General features: G+C 61.6%; 14 protein-coding genes. 4 read left to right on the top strand and 10 right to left on the bottom strand.

What is annotated here, in order from left to right:
- The first annotated feature begins 1 nt into the window (after position 1).
- Together AC3RCP_RS10910 and AC3RCP_RS10905 are read left to right on the top strand one after the other, a co-directional pair.
- Positions 2-565: a CsiV family protein gene (locus tag AC3RCP_RS10910; protein ID WP_085530301.1), complete on the top strand. Its 564-nt coding sequence runs from the start codon at positions 2-4 to the stop codon at positions 563-565.
- Positions 566-576: 11 nt separating this feature from the next.
- The gene (locus tag AC3RCP_RS10905) at positions 577-3,270 is read left to right on the top strand and encodes an SNF2-related protein (protein WP_492571617.1); all 2,694 of its coding nucleotides are present in this window, start codon (positions 577-579) and stop codon (positions 3,268-3,270) included.
- Positions 3,271-3,375: 105 nt separating this feature from the next.
- Here AC3RCP_RS10905 and AC3RCP_RS10900 read toward each other — a convergent pair whose 3' ends face one another.
- The 3 genes from AC3RCP_RS10900 to AC3RCP_RS10890 all read right to left on the bottom strand — a co-directional run bounded on the left by AC3RCP_RS10900 (position 3,376) and on the right by AC3RCP_RS10890 (position 6,041).
- The gene (locus tag AC3RCP_RS10900; protein WP_274306079.1) at positions 3,376-4,119 is read right to left on the bottom strand and encodes an S-methyl-5'-thioinosine phosphorylase; all 744 of its coding nucleotides are present in this window, start codon (positions 4,117-4,119) and stop codon (positions 3,376-3,378) included.
- A gap of 11 nt (positions 4,120-4,130) precedes the next feature.
- The gene (gene nagZ / locus AC3RCP_RS10895) at positions 4,131-5,129 is read right to left on the bottom strand and encodes a beta-N-acetylhexosaminidase (protein ID WP_175534822.1); all 999 of its coding nucleotides are present in this window, start codon (positions 5,127-5,129) and stop codon (positions 4,131-4,133) included.
- A gap of 204 nt (positions 5,130-5,333) precedes the next feature.
- Positions 5,334-6,041 carry a TetR/AcrR family transcriptional regulator gene (locus tag AC3RCP_RS10890; RefSeq protein ID WP_007921300.1) on the bottom strand — a complete coding sequence of 236 codons (708 nt, stop codon included), beginning with the start codon at positions 6,039-6,041 and terminating at the stop codon, positions 5,334-5,336.
- Between the two features lie 252 nt (positions 6,042-6,293).
- Between AC3RCP_RS10890 and lexA the strand changes: the two genes are divergently transcribed.
- Both lexA and sulA read left to right on the top strand, forming a co-directional pair.
- Positions 6,294-6,902, top strand: a complete 609-nt coding sequence (gene lexA / locus AC3RCP_RS10885) for a transcriptional repressor LexA (RefSeq protein ID WP_007921301.1) — start codon at positions 6,294-6,296, stop codon at positions 6,900-6,902.
- A 10-nt stretch (positions 6,903-6,912) separates the two neighbouring features.
- Entirely contained in the window at positions 6,913-7,386 is a 474-nt protein-coding gene (gene sulA / locus AC3RCP_RS10880; RefSeq protein ID WP_007921302.1) for an SOS-induced cell division inhibitor SulA, read from the top strand.
- Between the two features lie 104 nt (positions 7,387-7,490).
- On the opposite strand, the gene AC3RCP_RS10875 is transcribed toward sulA, so the two are convergent.
- From AC3RCP_RS10875 to fadA, 7 genes are all read right to left on the bottom strand, one after another.
- Positions 7,491-7,724: a hypothetical protein gene (locus AC3RCP_RS10875; protein ID WP_009042980.1), complete on the bottom strand. Its 234-nt coding sequence runs from the start codon at positions 7,722-7,724 to the stop codon at positions 7,491-7,493.
- Between the two features lie 110 nt (positions 7,725-7,834).
- The gene (locus AC3RCP_RS10870) at positions 7,835-8,389 is read right to left on the bottom strand and encodes a LemA family protein (protein ID WP_492571618.1); all 555 of its coding nucleotides are present in this window, start codon (positions 8,387-8,389) and stop codon (positions 7,835-7,837) included.
- Positions 8,390-9,424, bottom strand: coding sequence for a hypothetical protein (locus AC3RCP_RS10865; protein ID WP_492571619.1), 1,035 nt, complete (start codon positions 9,422-9,424; stop codon positions 8,390-8,392).
- Positions 9,425-9,475: 51 nt separating this feature from the next.
- Complete coding sequence (locus tag AC3RCP_RS10860) at positions 9,476-10,000, bottom strand: DUF6586 family protein (RefSeq protein WP_101337300.1); 525 nt, start codon at positions 9,998-10,000, stop codon at positions 9,476-9,478.
- A 142-nt stretch (positions 10,001-10,142) separates the two neighbouring features.
- Entirely contained in the window at positions 10,143-12,755 is a 2,613-nt protein-coding gene (gene topA / locus AC3RCP_RS10855; protein ID WP_007921310.1) for a type I DNA topoisomerase, read from the bottom strand.
- Positions 12,756-12,869: 114 nt separating this feature from the next.
- Entirely contained in the window at positions 12,870-13,106 is a 237-nt protein-coding gene (locus tag AC3RCP_RS10850) for a DUF1653 domain-containing protein (RefSeq protein ID WP_007921312.1), read from the bottom strand.
- Positions 13,107-13,195: 89 nt separating this feature from the next.
- The gene (gene fadA / locus AC3RCP_RS10845; protein ID WP_007921313.1) at positions 13,196-14,371 is read right to left on the bottom strand and encodes an acetyl-CoA C-acyltransferase FadA; all 1,176 of its coding nucleotides are present in this window, start codon (positions 14,369-14,371) and stop codon (positions 13,196-13,198) included.
- Positions 14,372-14,400: the final 29 nt, after the last annotated feature.

Genomic DNA, 14,400 nt, shown 5'->3' with positions numbered 1-14,400 from the left:
CATGCGCCTGTTTCGCTCACTGACCTTGCTCCTGACCCTGGTCGCTCCCTCGGCGTTTGCCGACATGTATCAGGTCGAAATGATTCTGGTCCGGCAGAACGCGGTTCCCGCCATCGTCAGCCGCGCCGCCCCCGAAGACTGGGCCGCCGGCGCCCAACGCCTGGGCGCCGACAGCCAGCGCACCCCGGCGCTGGGCGGCGTGGTCGAGAAACTCACCGCCAGCGGCGACTACAGCGTGCTGATGCACAAGGCCTGGCAACAGGCGCTGGGCGAAAACCCGGTGAAAGTCGCGGTCAGCGAGGGCCAGGAACAGTTCGGCCAGTTCCCGATCGAGGGCACCCTGACCCTCAAGCTCGGGCGCTTCACCGATGTGGATGCGCAGTTCTGGGTCAACCGGATCGACAGCAACGGCCTGGTGACCGCCAGCGAACGCCTGAAACAGGAAAGCCACACCAAGAACGGCCAGCTCAACTACCTCGACAACGGCCACCTGGCCCTGCTGATCAAGATCACCTCGCTGTCGGCCCCCACGCCGCGCGAGGCGCCGCCTGAAATCGTGGACTGACAGAAGTCCCTATGCCCCCGACCCTGACCAAACCCCTGGCACCTTCCTGGGTCAGCCGATTCAAGGAACAAGCCCTGGAGCGTGGCCGCCGCTACGCCCTGGAGAACCGCGTCAGGATCGTCCAGGCCGGCGACAGCGTCATCACCGCCAGTTGCGAGGGTTCGGGGGGCAACGTCTATCGACAGACCATCAGCCTGCGCGAGTCGGCCAAGAACACCTTGCTGATGGTCGAAGCTTCCTGCACCTGCCCGGTGCGCAGTAATTGCAAACACATTGCCGCGGTGCTGCTGAAAATCGAGGAGACCCTGGCCTACCCGGCGGCGGCGAAAGACGCCGAGCTGCTGGAAAAACTCCAGGCAGTCCTGGAAAACCGCAGCCCCGCCCCGCTGCCACAACAGATCGTCGACAACGTGCAACCGGTGCCCCGGCTGTGGCTGGCCAGTATCGAGTTCAGCGCCTTCGAACCGCGCAACGGCAAGATGCAGCGCTACATCCAGCACCGTGCCGCGCTGTCGTTCAGCTACCTGGAGGAATACGTCAGCGGGCAGAAAAACGCCGACGTGGTGATTCGCCAGGAACACCAGACCCTGCGCATCAAGCGCCAGCCGGAAGTCGAACAAGGCTATCGCGAACAGCTGCGGGCGCTGGGTTTCAAGATTGCCACCCGGCAAAGCAAAGCCCTGCCGGAAAGCGCTGGCGAGCTGTATGAAATGGTCAACGACAGCGCCTGGCTGACCTTCACCCTCAACGAACTGCCCAAGCTGCGCACCCAGGGCTGGGAGCTGCAGATCGACGACGACTTCGGCTTCGACCTGACTGCCGTGGACGACTGGTACGCCACGGTGGACGAAGCGCCGGGGCGCGACTGGTTCGACCTGGAACTGGGCATCATCGTCAACGGCGAGCGCCTGAGCCTGTTGCCGATCCTGCTCAACCTGATGCGCTCCCACACCGAGATCCTCAACCCGGAACGCCTGGCCAGACGCCGCGACGACGAACTGATCCTGGTGAACATTCCCGGGCGCCCCAACTCGCCCAACGGCCCCCTGCAAGTGGCGCTGCCCTATGGCCGGCTGAAGCCGGTGCTGGCCACCCTGGGCGAGTTCTATCTGCAGGAACCCGGCGAAACCACACTGCGCCTGAGCAGTGCCGACGCGACCCGCCTCAATCCGCTGGAAGACCTGCCCCTGCTCTGGGAAGGCGGCGAACACATCCGCTCCTTCGCCCAGCGGCTGCGCGACATCAAGGACTACTCGGCCCCCGCGCCGGAGGGCCTGAACGCCACGCTGCGCCCCTATCAGCTCGAAGGCCTGAGCTGGATGCAGTCCCTGCGCCAGCTGGAAGTCGGCGGCATCCTGGCCGACGACATGGGCCTGGGCAAAACCCTGCAGACCCTGGCCCATGTGCTCAGCGAAAAGAACGCCGGGCGCCTGGACCGGCCGTGCATGGTGGTGATGCCCACCAGCCTGATCCCCAACTGGCTCGACGAGGCGGCGCACTTCACGCCGCAACTCAAGGTCCTGGCCCTGTATGGCGCCGGCCGCCATAAGCACTTCGCCCGGCTGAGCGACTACGACCTGATCCTGACCACCTACGCGCTACTGCCCAAGGATGTCGAGCAACTCGCCGCCCTGCCCCTGCATGTCCTGGTGCTGGATGAGGCGCAATACATCAAGAACCCGTCGAGCAAGGCGGCCCAGGCCGCGCGCGCGCTCAATGCCCGGCAGCGCCTGTGCCTAAGCGGCACGCCACTGGAGAATCACCTGGGCGAGCTGTGGTCGCTGTTCCATTTCCTGCTGCCCGGCTGGCTGGGGGACGTGAAGAGCTTCAATCGCGACTACCGCGTGCCGATCGAAAGGCATGCCAGCGAAGTGCGCCTGCAGCACCTCAATGGGCGGATCAAGCCCTTCCTGTTGCGCCGCACCAAGGAACAGGTGGCCACCGAACTGCCGCCCAAGACCGAGATCATCCATTGGGTGGAGCTCAATGAAGCCCAGCGCGATGTGTACGAAACCATGCGCCTGGCCATGGACAAGAAAGTCCGCGACGAGATCACCCGCAAGGGCGTGACCCGCAGCCAGATCATCATTCTTGAAGCGTTGCTGAAACTGCGCCAGGTGTGCTGCGACCTGCGCCTGGTCAACGAAGACGCGGTGCCGGCGCGAGGCAGCTCCTCCGGCAAGCTCGACAGCCTGATGGAGATGCTCGAGGAACTGTTCGACGAGGGTCGGCGCATCCTGCTGTTCTCGCAATTCACCTCGATGCTGAGCCTGATCGAAGCCGAGCTTAAACGGCGCAATGTCGCCTACGCCCTGCTGACCGGGCAGACCCGCGATCGCCGCACGCCGGTCAGGGACTTCCAGGGCGGAAAGCTGCAGATCTTCCTGATCAGCCTGAAAGCCGGCGGCGTCGGCCTCAACCTGACCGAAGCCGACACCGTGATCCACTACGACCCCTGGTGGAACCCGGCCACGGAAAACCAGGCCACCGACCGCGCCTATCGAATTGGCCAGGAGAAGCCGGTGTTCGTCTACAAGCTGATTGCCCGCGGCACGGTGGAAGAGAAAATCCAGCACCTGCAGCAGGAGAAGTCCGACCTGGCCGCGGGCGTACTGGATGGGCGCAAGGCCGGGGACTGGAAGCTGCAGAGCGAAGACATCGAAGCCCTCTTCGCCCCGCTGCCCGACAAGAAAGGCGGACGCTGATCTGGAGCGGCTGGTGCAGCCTGCGATCGGCTGTGCAGCAGACGTAAATACCGCGGATTCAGGTTTTGCGAGCGCTACGCACTCGGTCGCAGCCTTCGGCAGCGGCTACAGGTTTGCCGCGAGGACCCGCGCCAGCGTCGCCTGCACCTTGCCCATACCATCCTGCAACGCTTGCTCGATCTCGGCCATGGTAATCACCGTCGCGGACTTGCCCGCCGCGGGGTTCACCACCAGCGCCAGGCAGGCGTAGTCCAGCTCCAGCTCACGGGCCAGCGCCGCTTCCGGCATGCCGGTCATGCCGACGATGTCGCAGCCGTCACGCTCCAGGCGGGCGATCTCCGCCACGGTTTCCAGGCGCGGCCCCTGGGTGCAGGCGTACACGCCCTGACTGCTGAATTCGCAGCCTTCGGCGGCCAGCGCGGCAATCAATTGCTGGCGCAGCGACTCGCTGTAGGGATAGCTGAAGTCGATGTGAGTGACCTGCTCCAGGTCGTCGGCAAAATAGGTGTGCTCACGACCGCTGGTGTAGTCGATCAGCTGATGCGGCACGCAGAAATGCCCGGAGCCCATCGCCGGATGAATGCCACCCACCGCGTTGACCGCCAGAATCGCCTCGGCGCCAGCCTGCTTCAGCGCCCAGAGATTGGCCCGATAGTTCACCTGATGCGGCGGGAAGCGATGGGGATGACCGTGACGCGCCAGAAACAGCACCTCGCGCCCGGCGTATTCACCCTTCTGGATATCCGCCGACGGAGCGCCATAGGGCGTATCCAGGGGCAAGGATTGGTGAATGCTCAAGCCTTCGAGCCGGGTCAGGCCGGTACCGCCGATAATCGCGTAGACCGTCATCGCAAAAGCCCTTAATCGATCAATTGGGCATCTTTGAGTGCGCCGAGCGCCGTCAGCCAACGCGGATCCTGACGATAGTCGGTGCAGGCAAACGCCTGGCCACGCATCCGCGCAATACGCGCCGACGGCGTCACTTTCAGACGCTGGGCCGCGCTCAGGGCCAGCTCGGCCGCCGCCCGGTCGTTACACACCAGGCCCATGTCGCAACCGGCCGACAGCGCCGCTTCGATCCGGCTCGCGGCATCGCCCACCACATGGGCACCGGCCATCGACAGATCGTCACTGAAGATGACACCGTCGAACTGCAATTCACCACGCAGGATCTCCTGCAACCAACGGCGGGAGAACCCGGCTGGCTGGGCATCGACCTGAGGGTAGATGACGTGGGCCGGCATCACCGCCGCCAGCTGCTTGCTCAGGCGCGCGAAAGGCACCAGGTCCTTGGCGCGAATCTCGTCGAGGCTGCGCTCGTCATTGGGGATCGCCACGTGGGAGTCCGCCTCGGCCCAGCCGTGCCCGGGAAAATGCTTGCCCGTGGCCGCCATGCCGGCGCTGTTCATGCCACGGATAAAGGCGCCTGCCAGCAAGGCGGCGCGCTCGGGATCGCCCTCGAAGGAACGGGTGCCCACCACGGCGCTGCGCTGATGATCGAGGTCCAGCACCGGCGCGAAGCTAAGGTCCAGGCCGACGGCCAGCACTTCGGTGGCCATGATCCAGCCGCACTGCTCGGCCAGGTACTCGGCATTCGGGTTGTCGGCAATGGCGCGCATGGCCGGCAGCCGCACGAACCCCTGGCGCAGGCGTTGCACGCGACCGCCCTCCTGGTCAACCGCAAGCAGCAGGTCCGGGCGAATCGCCCGGATGGACGCGCTCAGCTCACGCACCTGCCGCGGATGCTCGATATTGCGGGCAAAGATGATCAGCCCACCCACTTCGGGCTGGCGCAGGAGTTGGCGATCTTCAGCCGTCAGCCAGGTACCGGCGACATCCACCATCAAGGAGCCTTGCAGGCCTGTGGTCATAGCAATTCCTTAGTAACGAAGTACGCGCACGGCACCGCAATGAATGCTGGCGTGGCGCGGACGCACGAGCCCATTGCCGGCGGCAAGGCCCGGCAAGCGACGATCGGCGAAAGGTGTGAAGAGAGGTAGGAAACGAGAGTTGGCATGGGCGGCTAGCTTAGCGGATGTAAGCTGCCGCGCCCACCCGGACGGTCAGGCCTTGGCGACCGCCGGAGTCGATTTGCTGCGCGGCTTGAGCTGCGCCGTGGCCATGGCGTCGTCGGTGACGCCGGTTTCGGCGCGCATGCCGGCCGCAAGGAATGGCACCATCAGGCGCATTACCTGCTCGATCGAGGTATTGACCCCGAAGTCGGTCTCGGCAATCGCACGCAAGGCCTTGATCCCCGACATGCTGAACGCCGCCGCCCCCAGCATGAAGTGCACACGCCAGAACAGTTCGATCGGTGGAATACGTGGAGCGGCTTCGTTGACCAGCAGCATGTAGCGGCGGAACACCTTGCCGTACATGTCTTCCAGATAACGTCGCAGGTGCCCCTGGCTCTGGCTGAAGGCCAGGCCCAGAAGGCGCATGAAAATGGACAGGTCGTTGCCGCTGCGAGGCTGGACCACCAGGGCCTGCTCGACGAGGATTTCCAGCAGCTCTTCGAGGCTTGGCTTGCTGTCCGGCTTGGCCGAACGCCGCTCCAGCTCACGGTCGAGGCTGACGCAGAACGGCCCGAGGAAGCGCGAGAACACCGCCTGGATCAAGGCCTTCTTGGAACCGAAATGATAATTCACCGCCGCCAGGTTGACCCCGGCCTTGCTGGTGATCAGCCGCAATGAGGTTTCGGCAAAACCTTTTTCCGCGAACAACTGCTCGGCAGCATCGAGAATGCGTTCAACGGTTTCCGACTGGGCCATGGCTACTCCGCCTGACAAACACTTGTTTGAAACATACGTTTCAGCCCCAGCCTTGTCAAGCCTGCCTGTCCGTTTTGCGGCCGGTCAGTCAGCTATTTAATCATACCTGCCGCTTCCTGTAGCCAGCCACGCGACACCAGGCATGCGCAGCGGCGACCCGACCGTCCAGCGGCGATTGGAAAAAGGAGGATTGCCAAGCGGCATTCACTGTATATAATTCCAGTCACTGTATAAAAAGACAGAGCGATCGACATGCTAAAACTGACGCCACGCCAAGCTGAGATTCTGGCTTTTATCAAACGCTGCCTCGAAGACAACGGCTACCCACCGACCCGCGCGGAAATCGCCCAGGAACTGGGTTTCAAGTCGCCCAACGCCGCTGAAGAACACCTCAAGGCGCTGGCCCGCAAGGGCGCGATCGAAATGACTCCAGGCGCCTCCCGCGGCATTCGCATCCCGGGGTTCGAAGCCAAGCCCGACGACTCCAGCCTGCCCATCATCGGCCGGGTTGCCGCCGGTGCTCCAATTCTCGCCGAGCAGCACATCGAAGAGTCCTGCAATATCAATCCGGCCTTCTTCCATCCACGTGCCGACTACCTGCTGCGGGTTCACGGCATGAGCATGAAGGACATCGGCATTTTCGATGGCGACCTGCTGGCCGTGCACACCACTCGCGAGGCCCGCAATGGCCAGGTCGTCGTCGCCCGCATTGGCGATGAAGTCACCGTGAAACGCTTCAAGCGCGAAGGCAGCAAAGTCTGGCTGATTGCCGAAAACCCTGAGTTCGCCCCTATCGAGGTCAACCTGAAAGATCAGGACCTGGTGATCGAAGGCTTGAGTGTCGGCGTCATTCGCCGCTAAAGGAGGCTGTATGCAGTTCCCTCACACACCACAGCATGCACAACTGCCACTGTTCGAAGCGTTCATGGCCCAACCCCTGGCGCCTATCCTCAAAGAGGTCGTCGAATCGCCCTGGAGCAACGAACCGGAAGCCTTCAGTGAACTGTCGTTACGCGGTGCCGCCGGGAACTGCCTGAGCCTGCTGGCGCCCATCCTCAGGGAACTGAGCCAGGACCAGGATGCGCGCTGGCTGACATTGATTGCCCCACCGGCCAGCCTGACCCAGGCCTGGTTGCGGGATGCCGGCCTGAACCGCGAACGGATTCTGCTGCTGCACCCGCGCGGCGCCCAAAGCGCGCAACAACTGGCTTGCGAGGCTCTGCGCCTGGGACGCAGCCACACCGTTGTCAGCTGGCTCAACCCGTTGAACAGCAGCGCCCGTCAGCAACTTATCAGCGCAGCCCGCACGGGCGACGCACAAAGCCTGAATATTCGTCTGGGCTGACCGCTAGAAGCGTCGATGGACACGCTTGAATGACACAAGGCTTCTCCAGGATTGAGAAGCCGAAAGGAGGCGACGAACGACAGCAAAAAAACCGACAAACGGACTCAGTGAAGAATCCGTGGCCCCTCTTCTTTCTCCAATTCGCCTTCAACCAGGCGACCCGCCATCTGCACACCCACGCTCAACATGGCCTTGGCCACCTCGACATGCTGGCCTTGCAAGAAGGCTTTGGCATCCTCTGAAAAGTCCAGAGTGACCAGAGAACCCTCGTCCTCGGCCCTGCGCAGCTCGATACGACCGTCTGGCAATTCGACAATTTCTAGAAAGGACGTTGGCATAAAGGTCTGTTCTCCACGAAAGGCCGGGATTATATCAGTCATCACCCCGACCTCGCGCGGGCCCAAACGGTTTTCTTTATTGGCCCGGCGTTACAAACAGGCATTTGCCATCAGAAATTCGGCTTGTAATCAAAACTCGCGGCGGCTTCCTTATCGGAAAACGGCGTAATAGCCTGCCTCTTGTTGATGACCGCGTTGACCATCGAACTGGGGAACATCTGGATGCAGTTATTGAACTCCTCGACGGTCCGGTTGAAGACCGTAACGGCGGCTGCAATGTTCACCTGCTGTTCGACGATTTCCTTCATCAACCCACTGACGATTCCCGCCGCCTTGAGTTCCGGATAGGCCTCAAAGGCCATGTTCAGGCCCCCCACCAGTTCCCGGGTGGCCATCTGCGTCGACTTCAGCGCTTCGCCACTGGCCGCCTCAGGCAACCTCCCGAGGGCCGAACGCAGGCCCACCACTTTCTCCAGCACGTTGCTTTCGTAGATCTTGAAGCTGGAAGCCTGCTCCTCCAGGGCATCCAGCACCTTGATCTTCTGCCGCTCATACACGAGCACATCGGCCCATGCGCGCTGAGCACGGTTCCCTGCTCCGACAATCTTGTTGTAGTAGTACCAGAGGAGCCAGGCCACCAGTATCGCTGTAAGAAGGATGATCATTTACTGCTCCATGTCCTGCGTTCTTTTCTTCGGTAGATTGAAATTGTCGTCATGCAACTCGGCAAACTGGTGCAACAGCTCCAGCACCGGCCTCAGGCGCGGCATCGTCGCCCCCTGCATCAAGCCGGCATGAAAGGCGACCGGCTCCGCAAGGCTTACCGCCGAGGTAGCGATGCCGACCACATCATCATTGTTGAAGCTCACGCATAGGCGGCTCTGGGAGGAGAACTCGAAACTGACGTCTTTCAGCTCCTTGGCGATCTGCAGCAACTTGAGCACGGTGACCGGTGTGGCGAAAGTCGCGCAGGCCATCTCCGTCGCGCCAGTCAGGGTGAAGGCAGAATTGAATTCCCGAGTCGTGGTCTTGTAGAGATGCTCGCGATCCATGGATCGATGCTTGTCACCACGAACGGCAACCTCGGCCGTCCAGGGAAAGTCGAACACCAGGCTATAGCGGTCATACCCAACATAGCGGGTTCTGGTTTCCCTTCGAGAACCGCCCTTGCCGTCGGAAACCGATACTTCGTAGGTTTCCATATCGACGTAATGCAGATGGTGGAAAGCGTAAGGCAGATCGTGCACCGCACCGTTATAAACGCCCAGCAGCGTGTTCTTGAGCTCACGGGAATAGTTACCCCGACGATAGTGCGCAAACTCATTCATCATCACGGCCAGAGTGAAAATCCCCGAAGCCGACGCATCATCTACGCCAGCGCTGAGCAGAGCCGCTTTGCGAATGATCTTCTGCGATAGCGCCTTCACCACATCCGGATGAATGAAGTGGTTGGCGCCGCGCCGGCGCATCAGGTAGATCCCGGGAATCAGCAACGGCCAGACCAGTATTCCGGCAATGCACAGGCACCAGGCCAGTTTTTTTGAATTGGGATCTGAACGACTAAGGACAATAGGTTCGGGAAAATCGCGAATCTGCTCCACCGCCTTGAGCAGATCCCGGGACGAAGCGGCCGCGGCCGCCAGACGATCGACACGATCGAACAGCGCAGGCAGCGCATTCGTCTCTGTAGCTGAAGCCATTACTCATCCTTGAATGATTGGTCGTACTCGAAGATATCCGCTAGCGGCGGCTCAACACTCATTCAGGCCGTCACGGAAGCGAATCGCCAAAGCCTTGAGGTTCTGACGCCATTGCTCCAGCTCTTCCCGGCTCAGCTGCGGTGCCTGCTCGTCTTCATCGAGGTTCACTGCGACAATCAACGGCTGGGTGACATCGCCCTTGGGTTTATGCGGCACCCGCGGTGGCTGGAACATCGCCGAATGGGCGGCCAGCAGCTTCGCCAGCCAGGTCTCCGGGTTATGGGCCAGTTCCACCAGCTCGGCCAGCTCGGGGATGGCGATGCTTTCCAGCACCTCACGGGTCAGCAGCAGCTCCGCGCGGGGCGCATTGGCCTGCGGGAGGCGATAGAAGCCAGCAATTTCATGGCACAAGCCAAGCAGCGCGCCATACAAGTGAAACAACACCGACTCTCGTCCCGCCTGCACCAGCGCCTGAGCATTCATTGCCCCGCCCGCTTCGGCTCGCGCCAAGGCTTCCAGCGACAGGCCGGCGAAATAAATTTTCTGGTTGGTACGGGTATAGAGTTCGTGGGCCATGACGGCAATCTCCACAACGAATAGATACAGCAGGCTGGCCTTACAGTGTCATGGAACACTCCAGCCCACCGCAAGCCCAAAAGAAAGGCCGCGCACCCTTGAGAGGTTTACGCGGCCTTTTCAGAAGCGTCCGATGCGGACCTTAACGCTTGTCTTCGACCTTCCAGCTACCACCGTCGTAGAACGCGCGCCAACCAGTCGGCTTGCCGTCGACTTCAGTCTGCACGTACTGCTCCTTGGTCTTGCGGCTGTAACGGATCACCGCCGGGCGACCGTCCGGGTCCTTCTTCGGCGCTTCGCAGAGGAAGTGATACTTCGGATCGATCTCGTCCTTGTGCGGGATCAGCTCAAGCACCAGCGGTGCGCGGGTTTCACGGTTTTTCGGGAACTGGCTGGCCGCCAGGAACAGACCCGATGCCCCGTCGCGCAGGATGTAGGTGTCGTTGACCTTCTCGCATTTCAGCTCGGGCATCTTCACCGGATCCATCTTCGGTGGTGCCGCGTCACCGCTCTTGAGCAGCTTGCGGGTGTTCTTGCAGGTTGGGTTGGTGCACCCGAAGAACTTGCCGAAACGGCCGGTCTTGAGCTGCATCTCGCTGCCGCACTTGTCGCATTCCAGGCTCGGACCTTCGTAGCCCTTGATGCGATAGCTGCCCTCTTCGATCTCATAGCCCGCGCAATCCGGGTTGTTACCGCAGATGTGCAGCTTGCGTTTCTCGTCCAGCAGATAGGCGTCCATCGCCGTGCTGCAGATCGGGCAACGGTGCTTGCCGCGCAGTACCAGCGACTCGGATTCACCCTCGTCGTCCGCGGCGATCTCATCGCCCGGCACCAGGTTGACGGTAGCCTTGCAGCGTTCTTTCGGCGGCAGGCTGTAACCCGAACAACCGAGGAATACACCGGTGGACGCGGTACGAATCTGCATCGGACGGCCACAGGTGAGGCACGGGATATCGGTCATCACCGGCTGGTTGGCGCGCATGCCGCTGTCGCTGCCTTCGGCCACTTCGAGCTTCTTCTTGAAGTCACCGTAGAACTCGTCGAGGACGTTTTTCCAGTCGCGCTCGCCCTGGGCCACGTCATCGAGGTGCTCTTCCATGCCCGCGGTGAAGCCGTAGTCCATCAGGTTGGAGAAGCTCTCGGACAGACGCTCGGTGACGATGTCGCCCATCTTTTCCGAATAGAAACGACGATTGTGCAACGCCACGTAGCCGCGATCCTGGATGGTGGAAATGATCGCCGCATAGGTCGAAGGACGACCGATGCCACGTTTTTCCATTTCCTTGACCAGGCTGGCTTCGGAGTAACGCGCCGGCGGCTTGGTGAAGTGCTGGCTCGGGTCGAGCTTGATCAGTTTCAGCACATCGCCCTGCGCCATATCCGGCAGGACATCGTCGTCGCCCGGCTTGCTCATCTGCGGCATGACCCGGGTGTAACCGTCGAACTTGAGGATGCGGCCCTTGGCACGCAGCTCGAAGCCGCCAGCGGCGACGCTGACGGTGGTCGACAGGTATTGTGCCGGCAGCATCTGGCAGGCCACGAACTGGCGCCAGATCAGCTCGTAGAGGCGCTCGGCGTCACGCTCCATGCCCGACAGCTTGCTTGGATGGGTGTTCACGTCGGACGGACGAATCGCTTCGTGCGCCTCCTGGGCCCCTTCCTTGCTGCTGTAGAAGTTCGGCGAGGACGGCAGGTATTTGTTGCCGAACTCTTCTTCGATATAGGTCCGCGCCATCGTCAGGGCATCAGCCGAGAGGTTGGTCGAGTCGGTACGCATATAGGTGATGTAGCCGGCTTCATACAGACGCTGGGCCATCATCATGGTTTTCTTCACCCCGAAGCCCAGGCGGTTGCTCGCGGCCTGCTGCAGGGTGGACGTAATGAAGGGGGCCGACGGCTTGCTGCTGGTCGGTTTGTCTTCGCGCTTGGCGATGGTGTAGGTCGACGCCTTGAGCTTCTCCAGTGCCGCCATGGCCTGGGCTTCGTTCAGCGGCTTGAAGGCCTCGCCGTTTTCCCGCGCCACTTCGAAGCGCACATTGGCGCCCTTGGCGGTGCCGAGGTCGGCATGAACTTCCCAGTACTCTTCAGGGATGAAGGCACGAATTTCGCGCTCACGCTCCACCACCAGCTTCACCGCCACCGATTGCACACGGCCGGCAGACAGGCCACGGGCGATTTTCGCCCACAGCAGCGGCGAGACCATGTAACCCACCACGCGGTCGAGGAAACGACGCGCCTGCTGAGCGTTGACCCGATCGATATCCAGCTCGCCCGGCTGGGAGAAGGCTTCCTGGATCGCCTTCTTGGTGATTTCGTTGAACACCACGCGCTTGTAGCGGCTGTCATCCCCACCAATGGCTTCCCGCAGGTGCCAGGCAATGGCCTCCCCTTCGCGGTCCAAGTCCGTTGCGAGATAGATGGTGTCAGCATCCTTGGCGAGCCGGCGCAGCTCTTCGATGACTTTTTCCTTGCCTGGAAGGATCTCGTACTTGGCTTTCCAGCCGTGGTCCGGATCGACTCCCATGCGCGAGACCAGCTGCTTGCGCGCCTTCTCCTTGGCCGACAGCGCCGGTGCTTCACCAGCAGCCGCCTTGCCACGCTTGGCGGCAGGCTCTTTGGCGGCGCTCGCCGAACCACTGGTGGGCAGGTCTCGGATATGGCCGATACTCGACTTCACCACGTATTGGTTACCCAAGTACTTGTTGATGGTCTTGGCCTTAGCCGGGGATTCCACAATGACCAGCGATTTGCCCATGGATCGGAAAATTCCTGAATTCGAGAAGTGAGAGGCGGTTGGCGCCTGACGCGGCACCGCTATATATAGTGGCAACAAGGTGAGGTCAAGCGCAGGGTTCTGCGCGACCTCAGCTTAAGGCTGCGAAAAAAGACTGGGTTCGGCCTGCACCAAAGCAAAGCGTGGCACCTGCTCGCCGTCAACCTCGACCGACTCCAGGAACATGCTCAAGGGGCGCACCCAAAAGCCGTAATCGCCATACAGGGCTTGATAGAACACTACTTCCTCTTCCGTCTCGGAATGCCGCGCCACGCTGAAAACGCGGTACTGCGGTCCCTTGTAATGCTGATAGAGCCCGGGTTGTAATTGCATGTTCTGGCCCTCGTGCAAAATAAAAAATAATAAATCTTCAGAAAAACAAAAACCGGGGCACTGGGCCCCGGCTTCCATCAACGCAACGCTTAAACGCGTTCGAAGACAGTGGCAATGCCCTGGCCAAGGCCAATGCACATGGTGGACACGCCAAAGGTGCCGCCATTCTGCTTCATGACATTGAGCAAGGTGCCGGAGATACGCGCACCGGAACAGCCGAATGGGTGACCCAGGGCGATCGCGCCGCCGTGCAGGTTAACCTTCTCGTTCATCTTGTCGAGCACTTTCAAATCTTTCAGCACCGGCAGAGCCTGCGCCGCGAAAGCTTCGTTGAGCTCGAAGAAGTCGATATCGGCGATTCCCAGGCCCGCGCGCTTCAGTGCTTTCTGCGTGGCCGGTACTGGACCATAGCCCATGATCGCCGGATCCACACCCGCCACCGCCATCGAACGGATCACCGCCAGCGGCTGGATGCCCAGGTCCTGGGCACGCTGCGCCGACATCACGATCATGCACGAAGCACCGTCGGTGATCTGCGACGAAGTACCGGCCGTCACAGTGCCGCCCTTCGGATTGAAGGCCGGCTTGAGGGCCGCCAGGCTTTCCAGGGTGGTCTCGGGACGAATGGTCTCGTCGTAGTCGAACAGTTTCAGGAAACCGTTCTCGTCGTAACCCTGCATCGGGATGATTTCGTCCTTGAACTTGCCTTCCACCGTCGCCTTGTGGGCGAGTTGGTGGGAGCGCAGGCCGAAGGCATCCTGTTGCTCACGGGTAATGCCGTGCATCTTGCCGAGCATCTCGGCAGTCAGGCCCATCATGCCCGAGGCTTTCGCCGCGTACAGGGACATGTGCGGGTTCGGGTCGACGCCGTGCATCATGCTCACGTGGCCCATATGCTCGACGCCACCCACCACGAAGACGTCACCGTTGCCGGTCATGATCGCCTGGGCGGCGGTGTGCAGCGCGCTCATCGACGAGCCACACAGACGGCTGACGGTCTGGCCGGCCGAGGTGTGCGGGATCTGGGTCATCAGCGACGCCATGCGCGCGATGTTCCAGCCCTGCTCCAGGGTCTGGTTCACACAGCCCCAGATCACGTCTTCGACTTCCGCCGGATCGACCTTGGCGTTGCGTTCCAGCAATTTGCTGATCAGGTGCGCCGACATGTCTTCGGCGCGGGTATTGCGGTGCATGCCGCCCTTGGAGCGGCCCATCGGAGTACGACCGAAGTCGACAATCACGACGTCTCTAGGATTCAAGCTCATATATTCACTCTCGCTCTAGTAGGGGGCGC

It is taken from the genome of Pseudomonas sp. GW822-FHT05A08 (assembly GCF_058800485.1).
This window is presented reverse-complemented; position numbering and strand designations above follow the sequence as displayed.